The 14,759-nt window shown below is 54.0% G+C and carries 9 protein-coding genes and 3 rRNA genes; 5 read left to right on the top strand and 7 right to left on the bottom strand.

Annotated elements, in window-relative coordinates:
* Window positions 1–45: 45 nt before the first annotated feature.
* The 3 genes from ACG98I_RS09335 to rrf all read left to right on the top strand — a co-directional run bounded on the left by ACG98I_RS09335 (window position 46) and on the right by rrf (window position 5,455).
* Window positions 46–1,568, top strand: a 16S ribosomal RNA gene (locus tag ACG98I_RS09335).
* 533 nt (window positions 1,569–2,101) lie between these two features.
* Window positions 2,102–5,171, top strand: a 23S ribosomal RNA gene (locus tag ACG98I_RS09340).
* Window positions 5,172–5,337: 166 nt separating this feature from the next.
* Window positions 5,338–5,455 (top strand): 5S ribosomal RNA (gene rrf / locus ACG98I_RS09345).
* The 16S, 23S and 5S rRNA genes sit together here, the layout of an rRNA operon.
* A 349-nt stretch (window positions 5,456–5,804) precedes the next feature.
* Here rrf and ACG98I_RS09350 read toward each other — a convergent pair.
* From ACG98I_RS09350 to ACG98I_RS09370, 5 genes are all read right to left on the bottom strand, one after another.
* Entirely contained in the window at window positions 5,805–6,086 is a 282-nt protein-coding gene (locus tag ACG98I_RS09350) for a hypothetical protein (protein WP_394720272.1), read from the bottom strand.
* 64 nt (window positions 6,087–6,150) lie between these two features.
* Complete coding sequence (locus ACG98I_RS09355) at window positions 6,151–7,296, bottom strand: pyridoxal phosphate-dependent aminotransferase (RefSeq protein WP_394720274.1); 1,146 nt, start codon at window positions 7,294–7,296, stop codon at window positions 6,151–6,153.
* Window positions 7,297–7,301: 5 nt separating this feature from the next.
* Window positions 7,302–7,943, bottom strand: coding sequence for a DUF3239 domain-containing protein (locus ACG98I_RS09360; protein WP_394720276.1), 642 nt, complete (start codon window positions 7,941–7,943; stop codon window positions 7,302–7,304).
* A gap of 55 nt (window positions 7,944–7,998) precedes the next feature.
* Window positions 7,999–9,630, bottom strand: coding sequence for a DNA repair helicase XPB (locus ACG98I_RS09365; protein ID WP_394720278.1), 1,632 nt, complete (start codon window positions 9,628–9,630; stop codon window positions 7,999–8,001).
* Window positions 9,631–9,664: 34 nt separating this feature from the next.
* Window positions 9,665–11,905, bottom strand: a complete 2,241-nt coding sequence (locus ACG98I_RS09370; RefSeq protein WP_394720279.1) for a helicase-associated domain-containing protein — start codon at window positions 11,903–11,905, stop codon at window positions 9,665–9,667.
* 65 nt (window positions 11,906–11,970) lie between these two features.
* Between ACG98I_RS09370 and ACG98I_RS09375 the strand changes: the two genes are divergently transcribed.
* On the top strand, window positions 11,971–12,159 hold the full coding sequence (locus ACG98I_RS09375; RefSeq protein WP_394720281.1) for a hypothetical protein: 189 nt from the start codon (window positions 11,971–11,973) through the stop codon (window positions 12,157–12,159).
* A gap of 245 nt (window positions 12,160–12,404) precedes the next feature.
* Here ACG98I_RS09375 and ACG98I_RS09380 read toward each other — a convergent pair whose 3' ends face one another.
* Window positions 12,405–13,043, bottom strand: a complete 639-nt coding sequence (locus ACG98I_RS09380; protein ID WP_394720283.1) for a resuscitation-promoting factor Rpf1 domain-containing protein — start codon at window positions 13,041–13,043, stop codon at window positions 12,405–12,407.
* A gap of 504 nt (window positions 13,044–13,547) precedes the next feature.
* Here ACG98I_RS09380 and ACG98I_RS09385 point away from each other — a divergent pair.
* On the top strand, window positions 13,548–13,931 hold the full coding sequence (locus ACG98I_RS09385) for a cold-shock protein (protein ID WP_394720284.1): 384 nt from the start codon (window positions 13,548–13,550) through the stop codon (window positions 13,929–13,931).
* Window positions 13,932–14,085: 154 nt separating this feature from the next.
* On the opposite strand, the gene ACG98I_RS09390 is transcribed toward ACG98I_RS09385, so the two are convergent.
* Window positions 14,086–14,700, bottom strand: coding sequence for a DUF2771 domain-containing protein (locus ACG98I_RS09390; protein WP_394720285.1), 615 nt, complete (start codon window positions 14,698–14,700; stop codon window positions 14,086–14,088).
* Window positions 14,701–14,759 lie beyond the last annotated feature (59 nt).

Below are 14,759 nucleotides of genomic sequence, written 5' to 3' on the forward strand. Positions count from 1 at the left end.
GTTGTTTGTCTTTTTTAAGTTAGGTTTGGGCTTTTCACTAGCCTTTTTGTGGAGAGTTTGATCCTGGCTCAGGATGAACGCTGGCGGCGTGCTTAACACATGCAAGTCGAACGGAAAGGCCTCTAGCTTGCTAGGGGTACTCGAGTGGCGAACGGGTGAGTAACACGTGGGTGATCTGCCCTGCACTTTGGGATAAGCTTGGGAAACTGGGTCTAATACCGAATATGACCATTGTTTGGATGCGATGGTGGAAAGCTTTTGCGGTGTGGGATGAGCCTGCGGCCTATCAGCTTGTTGGTGGGGTAATGGCCTACCAAGGCGGCGACGGGTATCCGGCCTGAGAGGGTGTACGGACACATTGGGACTGAGATACGGCCCAGACTCCTACGGGAGGCAGCAGTGGGGAATATTGCACAATGGGCGCAAGCCTGATGCAGCGACGCCGCGTGGGGGATGACGGCCTTCGGGTTGTAAACTCCTTTCGCCAGGGACGAAGCGTTTTTGTGACGGTACCTGGATAAGAAGCACCGGCTAACTACGTGCCAGCAGCCGCGGTAATACGTAGGGTGCGAGCGTTGTCCGGAATTACTGGGCGTAAAGAGCTCGTAGGTGGTTTGTCGCGTCGTCTGTGAAATCCCGGGGCTTAACTTCGGGCGTGCAGGCGATACGGGCATAACTTGAGTGCTGTAGGGGAGACTGGAATTCCTGGTGTAGCGGTGAAATGCGCAGATATCAGGAGGAACACCGATGGCGAAGGCAGGTCTCTGGGCAGTAACTGACGCTGAGGAGCGAAAGCATGGGTAGCGAACAGGATTAGATACCCTGGTAGTCCATGCCGTAAACGGTGGGCGCTAGGTGTAGGGGGCTTCCACGTCTTCTGTGCCGTAGCTAACGCATTAAGCGCCCCGCCTGGGGAGTACGGCCGCAAGGCTAAAACTCAAAGGAATTGACGGGGGCCCGCACAAGCGGCGGAGCATGTGGATTAATTCGATGCAACGCGAAGAACCTTACCTGGGCTTGACATGTACAGGATCGGGCTAGAGATAGTCTTTCCCTTGTGGTCTGTATACAGGTGGTGCATGGTTGTCGTCAGCTCGTGTCGTGAGATGTTGGGTTAAGTCCCGCAACGAGCGCAACCCTTGTCTTATGTTGCCAGCACGTTATGGTGGGGACTCATGAGAGACTGCCGGGGTTAACTCGGAGGAAGGTGGGGATGACGTCAAATCATCATGCCCCTTATGTCCAGGGCTTCACACATGCTACAATGGTCGATACAGTGGGCAGCGACATCGTGAGGTGGAGCGAATCCCTGAAAGTCGGCCTTAGTTCGGATTGGGGTCTGCAACTCGACCCCATGAAGTCGGAGTCGCTAGTAATCGCAGATCAGCAACGCTGCGGTGAATACGTTCCCGGGCCTTGTACACACCGCCCGTCACGTCATGAAAGTTGGTAACACCCGAAGCCAGTGGCCTAAACTTGTTAGGGAGCTGTCGAAGGTGGGATCGGCGATTGGGACGAAGTCGTAACAAGGTAGCCGTACCGGAAGGTGCGGCTGGATCACCTCCTTTCTAAGGAGCTTTATTATAAAAAATCCATCTCTTAACAGTTGTTAATGATGGTGGTGATGGTGGTTGATGGCCCGAGTGTGGTCATGCCACGAGATTGAATCGGAGTGGAAACACACCGCCAGTAAAAGATGCTGGTAATAACATCTAAAACATATAACTAAGACTTGAATATGTATGTTGGTGCACTGTTGGGTGTCTGGGACAACAATCCAGTATTTTGGGTTGGTCCTGATGCTCACACACGATAATGGCAGCACGGTACAGCTTTTGCTGGGTGTTGTGGTTGGGTGTGTGGGGTGTTGTGTGAGAACTGTATAGTGGACGCGAGCATCCACCACATAATGATTCTTCCTTTGTGTTGGGTTGTTGTGTGGTGTGTGTAATTTTTCTTATTTTTTCTGTGAGAACGCGCAGCCAGGTGTGAGCCTGGTTGTGTTTAGTATTTTTCTTTAGTTATGGTTGTTCACCCACATAAATAAGATACTGCTAGAAAGGCTGTTGGTTTTTCTTCGCGGTTTGTTTGTGTGTGGTGTGTGTTCGTTATTTAAGGGCGCATGGTGGATGCCTTGGCATACTGGGCCGATGAAGGACGTGTAAGGCTGCGTTAAGCCTCGGGGAGTTGTCAATTGAGCGTTGATCCGAGGATGTCCGAATGGGGAAACCCGCCTGCCGTTATGGGTAGGTACCCACTAGTGAATTCATAGCTGGTGTGGGGGTGATACGTGGGGAAGTGAAACATCTTAGTACCTGCAGGAGGAGAAAATAAATTAATGATTCTGCTAGTAGCGGCGAGCGAACGTGGATGAGGCTAAACCGTGTGTATGTGATACTTGGTAGAGGTTGTGCATGCGGTGTTGTGGGGCCATGATTTTTTGTTCCTACCAGGACAAAGCGCGCAGTATGATGTTAGTCGAAGTAGGTTGGAATGCCTGGCCGTAGAAGGTGAGAGCCCTGTAGGTGAAGACATTGTGGTGTGTGTGTTGTGGTGCCCGAGTAGCAGCGGGCTCGTGGAATCTGCTGTGAATCTGCCGGGACCACCCGGTAAGCCTAAATACTCAGTGTGACCGATAGTGTATGAGTACCGTGAGGGAATGGTGAAAAGTACCCCGGGAGGGGAGTGAAATAGTTCCTGAAACCATGTGCTTACAATCCGTCAGAGCACCGTTTGTGTGTGATGGCGTGCCTTTTGAAGAATGAGCCTGCGAGTCAGCGGCATGTCGCGAGGTTAACCCGTGTGGGGTAGCCGTAGGGAAACCGAATCCTAATGAGGGTGTCAAGTGGCATGTTCTGGACCCGAAGCGGGGTGATCTACCCATGGCCAGTGTGAAGCGATGGTAAGACGTCGTGGAGGCGCGAACCCACGTAGGTTGAAAACTGCGGGGATGAGTTGTGGGTAGGGGTGAAAGGCCAATCAAACTCCGTGATAGCTGGTTCTCCCCGAAATGCATTTAGGTGCAGCGTCGTAGTAGCTTGGTGGAGGTAGAGCTACTGGTTGGTTGAGCGGGACTATCATCTTAGCAACATCAGCCAAACTCCGAATGCCATCAATGTGTTCTACGGCAGTGAGACTGTGGGGGATAAGCTTCATAGTCGAGAGGGAAACAGCCCAGATCGCCGGTTAAGGCCCCTAAGGGTGTGCTAAGTGGAAAAGGATGTAAGATCGCGAAGACAGCCAGGAGGTTGGCTTAGAAGCAGCCATCCTTGAAAGAGTGCGTAATAGCTCACTGGTCGAGTGGTTTTGCGCCGACAATGTAGTGGGGCTCAAGCACACCGCCGAAGCCGCGGCAATAATTTTTGTTATTGGGTAGGGGAGCGTCGTGCATGGGTTGAAGCAGTACTGTAAGGAGCTGTGGACTGTGTGCGAGTGAGAATGCAGGCATGAGTAACGAATTGGACAGTGAGAATCTGTCCCGCCGGATGACTAAGGGTTCCTGGGTCAAGTTCGTCTTCCCAGGGTGAGTCGGGACCTAAGGCGAGGCCGACAGGCGTAGTCGATGGACAACCAGTTGATATTCTGGTACCCGTATATGCGCGCCCGTGGTAAAGCATTGATACTAACCACCCACAAACACCTCACTTAGGCCTTCGGGCCGCGGTGGTGTGTGCGTGCGTGGGGCCTGAAATGTGGTCCAAGCGATGGGGTGACACAGGGAGGTAGCCATGCCACTTATTGGATTGTTGGTGTAAGCGTGTGAACCGGTGTATAGGTAAATCCGTACACTTTTATGGTCAAGGCGTGATGCGTAGCCGTTATGGTGAAGTTGGTGATCCTGTACTGTCGAGAAAAGCCTCTAGCGATGTGTGTATATGGCCCGTACCCTAAACCGACACAGGTAGTCAGGTTGAAAATACTAAGGCGTTCGGGATAACTGTGGTTAAGGAATTCGGCAAAATGCCCCCGTAACTTCGGAAGAAGGGGGACCTGCAATGGTGAGAGGATTTACTCCTTTAGCTGGTGTGGGTCGCAGAGAATAGAGGGAAGCGACTGTTTATCAAAAACACAGGTCCATGCGAAGACGTGAAGTTGAGGTATATGGACTGACGCCTGCCCGGTGCTGGAAGGTTAAGAGGACCGGTTAGCTTTTATGAGCGAAGCTGAGAATTTAAGCCCCAGTAAACGGCGGTGGTAACTATAACCATCCTAAGGTAGCGAAATTCCTTGTCGGGTAAGTTCCGACCTGCACGAATGGCGTAACGACTTCTCTGCTGTCTCAACCACAGGCCCGGTGAAATTGCACTACGAGTAAAGATGCTCGTTACGCGCGGCAGGACGAAAAGACCCCGGGACCTTCACTATAGCTTGGTATTGGTGTTCGGTTCGGTTTGTGTAGGATAGGTGGGAGACTGTGAAGCATTCACGCTAGTGGGTGTGGAGTCGTTGTTGAAATACCACTCTGATCGGATTGGATACCTGAACCTTGGCCCATGATCTGGGTTGGGGACAGTGCCTGGTGGGTAGTTTAACTGGGGCGGTTGCCTCCTAAAATGTAACGGAGGCGCCCAAAGGTTCCCTCAGCCTGGTTGGCAATCAGGTGGTGAGTGTAAGTGCACAAGGGAGCTTGACTGTGAGACTGACAAGTCGAGCAGGGACGAAAGTCGGGACTAGTGATCCGGCACCTACTTGTGGAAGTGGTGTCGCTCAACGGATAAAAGGTACCCCGGGGATAACAGGCTGATCTTCCCCAAGAGTCCATATCGACGGGATGGTTTGGCACCTCGATGTCGGCTCGTCGCATCCTGGGGCTGGAGTAGGTCCCAAGGGTTGGGCTGTTCGCCCATTAAAGCGGCACGCGAGCTGGGTTCAGAACGTCGTGAGACAGTTCGGTCTCTATCCGCCGCGCGCGTTGAAACTTGAAGAAGGCTGTCCCTAGTACGAGAGGACCGGGACGGACGTACCTCTGGTGTGCCAGTTGTTCCGCCAGGAGCATCGCTGGTTGGCTACGTACGGAAGGGATAACCGCTGAAAGCATCTAAGCGGGAAGCCTGTTTTAAGATGAGGTTTCTGTTGAGGTTCCCTACAGACTATAGGGTTGATAGGCCAGACCTGTACGCATTGTAAAATGTTAAGGCTACTGGTACTAATACACCAACAAACAAACACAACCAACACACATAATGATGTGCGGTTTGGTTTACGCAATCGTAACGAGAAAAACACTCACAACATAAGAAAACACGACAAGACACAGTCTTGCCCGTGCCACCGCGTCCACTATGCAGTATCTGACACAACACCCACAGCATCAGAACACTATTGTTCCGATGATTTGTCGGTGGCCATAGCGGCAGGGAAACGCCCGGAACCCATTCCGAACCCGGAAGCTAAGCCTGCCCGCGCTGATGGTACTGCACCCGGGAGGGTGTGGGAGAGTAAGTTACCGCCGACATAAAACAACAACAACTACATACACCAAGAAGAGGCTAGAACCCATAGGGTCCTAGCCTCTTCTTCTGCGTTTTGCAGTCACCAGCTTTTCTCGAGACTCTAGACTATTGAGTTGGAAACTCCGGTTGGCGTTGCGCCAGTCTTCGTTTGATTATTCTCTTGTGCTTATTCAGCACAGTGCCCCTAATGCCTAGAAGCCATCTGAGCCACTTTAGTTCTCGTGGTGAGTTCTTTACGGGGATAAATTGCAGTTGGCCTAATGCTTCGTGAAGGGCTTTTGTCCTATTCGCTTTCTTCGTTCCACGCCCGGATAAGAGCGGGCCTACTTCAGGGGAGCGGAAGGATTCGAGTTAGACAATGGGGTCGGCAATAGCTTTAAGAACAAGGAAGACGACGGTAAAAGTAATCAGTCCAGCAAGGACAATAAGTCCGGTCGAGATATTACGGCTGGTCTTTTCCTTTTGATATGCCAGTCCTAGCCCGGCGTAGAGGGCAAGGGTACCTGCAACAAAAATGGTCGAACCAACCACAAGACCAGGAACCGGTACAGAAATAGCAACGAGGAACGCAATGACAGAGACCGCCAAGAGTCCTTCGAGATTGCGAGATTGAGTCGCGATACTGATATCCATGACGAAGGCGTCCCTTCTATTCCGTCGATGGGATTTATTTATATCGTCGACAGTATCACGGGAACTAGAGCCTGAATAGAGGAGTTTGCGCTAGGCGTTCAGATGCCTCTCGTAAAACATCGTGGCGTTTACAGAACGCGAAACGTACCAGAGGTTTCCAATCTTCAGGATGGTCGCTAAACCCTGCGAGAGGGATAGCTGCGACGCCTTGGAGCTCTGGTAGACCTAAGCAATAATCGGTGCCATCAGCAAAGCCCAAGGGGCGGACATCGGCCACAATGAAATAGGTGCCGGCAGTGTCGTAGACCCTTAGTCCAGCATTGCGGAGACCATCGGCAAGAATTTCTTTGCCCACAGCAAGGCTATCGACCATACGGCGAAGCCATTGACGCTCATTATTGATTGCGTGGGCGACAGCTGGTTGGAAAGGCGTGGCGCCCACATAAGACATAAACTGCTTGGCTTTAATAACACCATCCAGCAGTTCGGGCTGTGCAATAGCCCAGCCGGTTTTCCAGCCGGTCGCGTTAAAGGTTTTCGCTGCTGAAGATGCAGTTACCGTACGGGGCTTCATTCCTGGGAGCTCGCCGACGCGGGTATGGCTGAGACCGTCAAAAATTAGGTGCTCATAGACTTCATCGGAAAGCACCAGCAGGTCATGCTTCACGCAAATGCGCGCGAATTCTTCCATCGCCTGAATACTGAATACCGAACCAGTGGGATTATGCGGGGAATTGATGATGACCATCGAAGTCTTATCAGTAATGGCTGCCTCGAACGCAGCTGTATCTAAGTCCCAAGTGTTTCCCACTTGTCGCAGTGGCACTGAGACGCGCTGCGCGCCCGCGAGCGCGATGGCAGCAGCATAGGCGTCATAGTAGGGGTCGAAGACAATGACCTCGGAGCCGGGCTCAACGAGGCCTAAAACTGTCGCTGAAATGGCTTCGGTTGCGCCAACAGTAATCAGCACGTCATCTATGCTGACATTGCGGGAGGAGGCTACAGCCTGACGGAGTACCTCAACGCCCTTACCGGGAGCGTATTGATTATTGCCGCGGGCAATCTCACGCTGGGCGATCTCCAACATGCGGGGTGGGCCATCGGTGTCAGGGAAACCCTGCCCCAGATTAATAGCATTATGCTTGGCCGCTGCAGCGGACATGGTGAGAAAGATCGTTTCACCAAAGGGCTGCAACCTGCGAACTGTCATGCAGATTAGAGTACCAAGAGGTCGAACTTAGTTGCCTTAACATCGGTGAGTCGCTTACGTGCGCGTTCCAGTTGCTGCCATTCCTCCTGTGGAATGGACTTTCGAGCAATAGACACGACTTCCTGGTCCGGAGTTCCCCATGCAATTGGCATTGGGGTGATTTGCTGCCAGTGGTCACGCTCATTGTTATTGACCTGGCCAGAAACCGCCGCCACAGGAACTTTTGTTCCCACCGTACGGCTGGTGAGGCCTGGAATGCCTGATACCGTACGCAGCGCAGCACCCCGGCGAGGAGGCAACTGCGGGTCAACGTTGGTGTTAACCAACGCCATCAACACCATGTCACGCTCATTGACTTCAACGATGACAGCAGGCGCAAGCGGGTAGCGGTCATACAGCTCCTGCGCCGTACCAACCTTGCGTGCAGCGAGGACGCCGACGATGGCGCACATAATGCCAAAGAGACCGAGGCCAATACCGACGGTGATACGCCAAGCAGCTTCTAAGAACATATATGTTGCTACGCCAGCGATAACCAGCAGCAGACCCATGATCAATCCGGAAAGACGGAGGCGCTGCGAGTCACGCAATAGTTCATTGTGCTTTTTCGCAAAAGCCTCGTCGACCTCAAACTTAAAAATCTTCATCGAGTCTCATTTCTAGGTTCAGTTGCCTCAGTATAAATTTGGATCCGTCGGTGGATTAGAGGTCGCTCGCGTCTAACAAGCGGTAGGCGTAGCCCTGTTCCGCCAAGAAACGCTGGCGGTGCAAAGCATATGTTGCGTCAATACTATCGCGAGTTACCAGCGTGTAAAACGTAGCTTCACCGCCGTCAGCTTTCGGACGTAGCAAACGGCCTAAGCGTTGCGCTTCCTCCTGGCGGGAACCAAAAGTACCCGAAAGCTGAATAGCCACAGCGGCTTCAGGCAGGTCAATGGAGAAATTCGCTACCTTTGATACCACTAAGACTTGGATTTCTCCGTTGCGGAACGCATCGAAGAGCTTCTCGCGCTGCGCATTGGACGTCTTGCCATGAATCAGTGGCGCGTCTAGGCGTGAAGCGATGTCTTCGAGCTGTTCGACATAGCCGCCGATGATCAGCATTTGCTGGTTGTCATGCCGGCTGATGATTTCCTTGACCGCCGTGAATTTCGCATCCGCAGTTGCTGAAATACGGTAGCGGTCACGGGTTTCCGCGGTGGCATACACCATGCGTTCTTCTGCATTCATGTCCACGCGGACCTCAACGCAATCGGCGGTGGCAATGAAACCGGACATCTCCAGCTCCTTCCACGGTGCGTCATAACGCTTGGGGCCGATGAGAGAGAAGACATCGCCTTCGCGGCCATCTTCGCGCACCAGCGTGGCGGTCAGACCCAGCCGACGGCGCGATTGCAGATCCGATGTCATGCGGAATACCGGAGCAGGAAGTAGGTGGACCTCGTCATAGATGATAAGACCCCAGTCGCGGGAATCGAATAGCTCAAGCGCGCGGTATTCACCCTTAGTCTTACGGGTTACGACTTGATAGGTCGCGATGGTGACCGGCTTGATTTCTTTCTTCTCCCCGGAATATTCACCGATTTCATTTTCGGTCAGCGTGGTCCGGCGCAGCAGCTCATCACGCCACTGACGCCCGGCAACGGTGTTGGTCACCAAGACGAGTGTGGTGGCTTGCGCCTTCGCCATGGCAGCAGCACCGACGATGGTTTTGCCTGCACCACAAGGAAGGACAACGACACCTGAGCCGCCTTCCCAGAAAGAATCCGTGGCGTATTGCTGATAATCACGCAGCGCCCAATCAGTTTCATCGAGCGCTATCGGGTGAGCCTCACCATCGACATAACCAGCGAGGTCTTCGGCTGGCCAACCGACTTTGAGCAGCTCTTGCTTGATGCGGCCGCGCTCCGAAGGAGGGACGGACACCGTGTTGTCATCAATCCGGGCTCCCAGCATGCCGGAGACTTTCTTATGCCGGGTTAGCTCCTCAACAATAGGCTGCTCATCAGATTCCAGAATCAAGCCATGGGCAGGGGACTTGAGAATTCGGACGCGGCCATAGCGCGACATGGTCTCAGCGACATCGACAAGCAATGCTTGTGGCACGGGGAAGCGGGAGAACTTTTCTAAAACATCAACAGCCTGCTCTGCGTCATGCCCAGCGGCACGTGCATTCCATAGAGCCAGCGGGGTGATGCGGTAGGTGTGGATATGCTCAGGCGCACGCTCAAGCTCCGCGAAAGGAGCAAGGGCGGCGCGTGCTTCTGGCGCCTGGGGATGATCGACTTCGAGCAACACCGTCTTATCAGACTGCACAATCAGTGGACCATTCATTCGTCCCAGTTTAGGTGAGGTTTCCGCAAAGTTCCTAGTCCATGACGACCGTGGAAATTCGGTGCAGCGGGAAACGAACGGTTTTGGTGCCCACGAGGGCATCAACTTGCCCGGCATCCACGCGCAATGGGGTAGCACTGACCGAGGTAGGCTCACCGTGTTTATTGGCGTAGGTGATTTTTACCTGGTGACTGCCGCGTACCGCAGCGCGTAACAGCGCTGTATAGTCCTCGGCGTTAGCATTAGTTTCGGTGTTCGGCTCAGTTGACGGCGCTGCACCTTTTGCATTGGTCTGGGAAATCAGGTGAGCGACGGCGCGCTCGACATGGTCTTCTCCGACTTCACCCTGGGTGGTGTGTCGTACACGGGATGGTTTGGCTGCAGGCACAAGGGCTGGCTCGGGGCGGACATCAATGGAAACGCCTGAGTCATCCTCAGCAACCGGGCTAAAACCGGCATCACGCAGCTGCTGGAGGATTGTGGCCAGCGGGAGATGCGAGACTGCCACGGTCGGTGCGATGGAACGAAGCTCTGGGACAGCAGCAACAGACTGAGCAAGCAACGCCTCATCATCGCTGCGGACATAACAACTAATCGCTGATGAGCGCAGCGTGCCGTGACTGCGCGCTACATCATCAATGAGAACCGTGATTGCCTGTGGCACCTCACCCCAGGTGTGTGCTTGGAGGAAGTTTTTCATCTCCGATGCAGTAAGCGAGGAGTCGAGCCCACGGCGAATTGAATCATGGTCAAAGCGATACACGCTGGCTAGCCCGGGGGATTCCAAGGTGGCGAAGGAAGACAGAATCTTCTGTAGCTCTGGGGTTAGCGGTCCAGGAGCCATGACAGTGTGGTCAGCTTGGATGATGAATTGCTCGATAGGCTCCGGGCAAAGTTCCTCGGCAGCCGCGAAAGAATCCCGGATGACGGCGGTGGCGCGACCGTGAGAGACAGCGCCTATCCATTGGGCTTCCTGGCGCAACTGAGTAATGGTCTCACCGTGGGTATGCGTGGCGGCTAGCGGATGGAGATAGCTAAAGAGCTTGTTAAAGAGCTCATCATCCAATGCTTGTGCTGCAGCATTAAAGGTGTGGGTGACCATGGCGCGCAGCTCCGGCAGCCGGGCGTTCGTGCTTTCCGGATCAATGCCGCGCTGGGAGGACCACCATGCGGTGTCCATGCGTTCCCAGCCTTCAAGGAGCGCCTGCCAGCGCTCGGAAAGTGGCGCATCCAGCCACTGGATTGCCAGCGGGGTAGGCGCTAAGAAGTTGCCCTCGTGGCCTTCTGGCTCACCGCGACCTAAAAGCCGCGACGACATACCCAAAGCGAGCAGTGCCTGGGCTTCGGATTCTTCGCGCCCAATTTCTTGCGCAATCGATGTCACCTGACGGATTCCCAGCGCTTTATTCTTCAATAGCGCTTGGGGTTTACGTGATAAGGATTCAATGACGCGGTCCATGGCGTACACAACATCCAGTCCGGTGGCTGTACCCGACTGGTCTGCTTTGGTTTCCTGCTCGTCAACATTGGAAGCTGTGCTTGAAGAAGTCGTGAGAGCAACGGGCGCTTCGAGCGGAACAACCACAGGGGTATGGCCCTTCATCGCTTGCAGCACGGTGCGCGGCAAGCGAATCATGCGGCTGCCGTCCTCTATGAGCAGACCCATCTCCAGCAACTCTTGGAGGGCATCACTAGCTGCCATCGTGGAGTGCGTCCCGACGGTAACGATCGAGCCACCCGCACGCGCGATGGTCGCAAGCACCTCACGCTTGTCCTTATCTAAAGCGCGGACTTCATCCACAGTGACATCTGGCTGGTGCAGCAGCATCAAATCCGAGGGCAGGGCCTGCATGATGCGGGGGAGAAGACACCAGCCAGTTTTGGGCTCCGGACCGTTTGCATCGGAGTTATCGTCCAATGGCGCCTGGAAGATGAGGGCTTTGCGGGAAAGGGCGAGAGAGGCATCGGCAGGCGCGAAAGGCATAGCTTGGGCCAGAGCGTCGTCGGATACCGGCGCCATCTCCGCACCGAGTTGCGCAAGGGTTTCAATAACAGCTAGTTCTGCCGCCGTACACGTAGCTAGAGCCCGCGCCAGTGATCCCGGAAGCATCATGCGCGTGGACAATGCAGTGATATCCGGGGGTACCGGAACGGCGGTATCCAAACGATTGGACAGCACGGCATGCAAGTCCTCTTTTGGCAGCGTGGCCAGCCAGTTTCTAAAATCTTGGGCTAAAGTGGTGCCGTGCTTGGGCGAATTTTGGGCAGCAGACATAATAACTTCCAAGTTTAGCCACCATTGAGTTACGTTTTCTCCCCGGGTTTGGCACAATAAGAGGTATGTCGAATGTAGAGAAGAAGGGTCACGTATCCCCTGCATGGCCAAAGGATACGGAACGTGAACACGCTATTACTGAAATCATCGCACCGTGGACCGGCGCACCAAGCCCATGGGGCGATGACACTGTGCTTCCAATGCCATATGAGAAGCTCAACTACGTTCACCCATACACCCGCGTTAACCGCTAAATAGTTTCTATTTACCGGCTTTAATGCCGCTCAGCCTCACACCATTAGGCAGCCATATAGGCGCTATTGGTGTGGGGCTATTTGTGTTTGTGTTGGTCCGTGGCTCTTCGGCGAGATGCTAGCAGCGACGACTTTGTTGGATTCTTGCTGCCGATGCGATCGAAAAAGGGGAACAGTTCACAATGAACTGTTCCCCTTTGTTCTTTGGCCAGTGGTTAGCTTAGGCCGAATGCTTCAAGGCTGTATTACTGAGCCAATGCGACGATTGGGTCAATGGTGCCGCGGTTAGCGCTGTAGAAAGCGTTGAAGTCGCTGCGGTTTGCCTTGTATGCCTCAGTGACGGTGGAAGGAACCTCGACGCCGTAGGAAGCCAAGGTGTCAACAACCAGGCTGTAAACAGCGTCAGAAGCTACTTCATCAGAAGAAGAGTTCTGAGCGGACTGCTGAACTGCCTCAGGTGCGTCAGCTGGAACAGCTGGAGCAGAAGATTCTTCCTGTGCTGCTGGTGCGGTGCGCTCAGTTGCAGCGGAGTTCAAGCCCAAAGAAGCGGAGCAAGCTGGCCATGCGCCCCAACCCTGGCTAGCCAAGGTGCGCTCTGCAATGACGATCTGCTCTTCACGAGAAGCCTGATCAGCGGTTGGTGCGAACTCGCCGCCACCATGTGCCTGCCAGGTGGAAGCAGAGAACTGCAGACCACCGTGGTAGCCGTTGCCAGTGTTGATGGACCAGTTGCCACCGGACTCGCACTGTGCGAGGCGGTCCCAGTCAGAATCTGGTGCGGCAGCCGCGGTCGGTGCCATCAGTGCTGCAGCTGCGCCGAAAGCGACGGTGGATGCTGCAAACTTTGCGCCAACGGAGTTGGTCTTAGCGGAGTGGCGTCCCATTAAAGTGTTCCTCTCTTACCCGCAAGATTTATGTCCGGTTCGAATTGATAGTGTTCAATCTTGAAAAGTCTTTCGCACTTATATCAAAGCCACTACGTTTGAAGTGCAGGGTCGGACTCTTGTGCGGGAGTCCCTGCCATAGCGGCTTTCAAAGTGCCTGCCGAACACTGTAACGCTTTATAACGAAACAGTCACGTTAACTCATCTTTTTGTTACAATTGGGAATTTTTTCTTCACAGCTAACGTTGAGATTGAGTGGATTCCGCCAGTTCAGCGGCATTCAGCAGATTGCCAAAAATTGAACGTGAAATGGATCACTTCATGTAACAGAATTACGTTTTAAAGGCGATTTAGAGTACTTTTAGCTCTCATAATTGCCAGCCATAAGCGCTTATAGGCGATTTCCCGTTATCTACCCATCAAACTTGAGCGGTGGGTTGGGTAAATGCCTGCGCACGCGGTAAAATATCTCTTTCCCTAAACGATTGAAAGTGGTGAGCCCTCATGCCAATTGGCAAAGTTAAGTGGTTTGACGCTGACAAGGGTTTTGGCTTCGTCTCCAACCCTGGTGATGAAGACGTCTACGTCGCGCGAAACGTCCTTCCGGAGGGCGTCAAGGAGTTGGTCCAAGGCCAGCGTATTGAATTCGACTTCGCTGCTGGACGTCGTGGCCCCCAAGCCCTGCGCGTCAAGGTGCTTGAAACCCCCAAGCGAAATAGCAAGCCGGCCCGCAAGCCAGATGAGCTCGCGAGCATGCTCTCTGACGTCATGACGCTTCTGGAGACCCAAGTCCAGCCTGTTCTGGCCCAGGGGCGCTACCCGGAGCGCAAGACCGGGCGCCAGGTTGCAGAAATCTTGCGCGCCATCGCGAAGGACCTCGACAGCTAGAACCAGGCTTTCGCTCCTTTGAAGCGAGTCCTTTATTAATAAGGAATAAGAAAATAAACAAGGTATCCGCCAAGCAGTACACTCTGCTCGGCGGATACCTTGTTTATATTGTTGCTCTTGCTGTTAGCTAGACGTGGTTGCCTGTGGTTGGGAGCTATTCTGCGTCCGACGCTGCGTCTGCGGCTTCGGACGCGGGTGGGCCGGACTCGGCGGCGTCTTGCTCAGCGAGTTCTTCTTCGCTCATGGTGGAAACGGACCAGATGGAGGAGTAGGGGGCTTCTTCGCCCTCATCATCGGTGCCCACGAGGACGGCGGAAACTTCCACCACCATCAGCTGCGGGCGTTCATCGCTACCCGATGCCTCGATTGGGTCCACAGAACCGGGAATTTCAACGGTCTCAGTCTGTCCAGCACCATGCAAGGTCTCATCATTGGCAGCCGGATCATCATAGATGCTCAACACCTGCCACTGGTAGCGGCTGATATCGTTCGGAATATCGAGCTTCAGCGTCTCATCCGGGCCGACCTCAATATTGGGAACTTCGCCCTCGGGGCACTCAGTGCCGGGCATGCAGACAAGGTACGGGGCAACCTCAATTGATTCATCGCCCACGGTTGCGGTGACGCGGATATCCTCCGGTTCTGCACCTGGGCGGTTATTCGCCCAAGATTGAAACAGAACAACGGCGACAACAATGACGACGACGGCGATGAGAAGCGCCAGTACCTGAATGAGCGTTTGTTTTCTTGCCTGCTTGCGAGTGGCCATGGGTTGTGATTCTACAGCAGCTCATCCGCACCACGAACCCCGGCATTCCTGTGACAGGG

This window comes from Corynebacterium sp. L4757, from assembly GCF_043673995.1.
Classification (GTDB): domain Bacteria; phylum Actinomycetota; class Actinomycetes; order Mycobacteriales; family Mycobacteriaceae; genus Corynebacterium.

Coding starts and splice junctions, on each gene's coding strand:
- ACG98I_RS09375 (WP_394720281.1), top strand. CDS start 11,971: ATGTCGAATGTAGAGAAGAAGGGTCACGTATCCCCTGCATGGCCAAAG.
- ACG98I_RS09380 (WP_394720283.1), bottom strand. CDS start 13,043: ATGGGACGCCACTCCGCTAAGACCAACTCCGTTGGCGCAAAGTTTGCA.
- ACG98I_RS09370 (WP_394720279.1), bottom strand. CDS start 11,905: ATGTCTGCTGCCCAAAATTCGCCCAAGCACGGCACCACTTTAGCCCAA.
- ACG98I_RS09365 (WP_394720278.1), bottom strand. CDS start 9,630: ATGAATGGTCCACTGATTGTGCAGTCTGATAAGACGGTGTTGCTCGAA.
- ACG98I_RS09350 (WP_394720272.1), bottom strand. CDS start 6,086: ATGGATATCAGTATCGCGACTCAATCTCGCAATCTCGAAGGACTCTTG.
- ACG98I_RS09360 (WP_394720276.1), bottom strand. CDS start 7,943: ATGAAGATTTTTAAGTTTGAGGTCGACGAGGCTTTTGCGAAAAAGCAC.
- ACG98I_RS09355 (WP_394720274.1), bottom strand. CDS start 7,296: ATGACAGTTCGCAGGTTGCAGCCCTTTGGTGAAACGATCTTTCTCACC.
- ACG98I_RS09385 (WP_394720284.1), top strand. CDS start 13,548: ATGCCAATTGGCAAAGTTAAGTGGTTTGACGCTGACAAGGGTTTTGGC.
- ACG98I_RS09390 (WP_394720285.1), bottom strand. CDS start 14,700: ATGGCCACTCGCAAGCAGGCAAGAAAACAAACGCTCATTCAGGTACTG.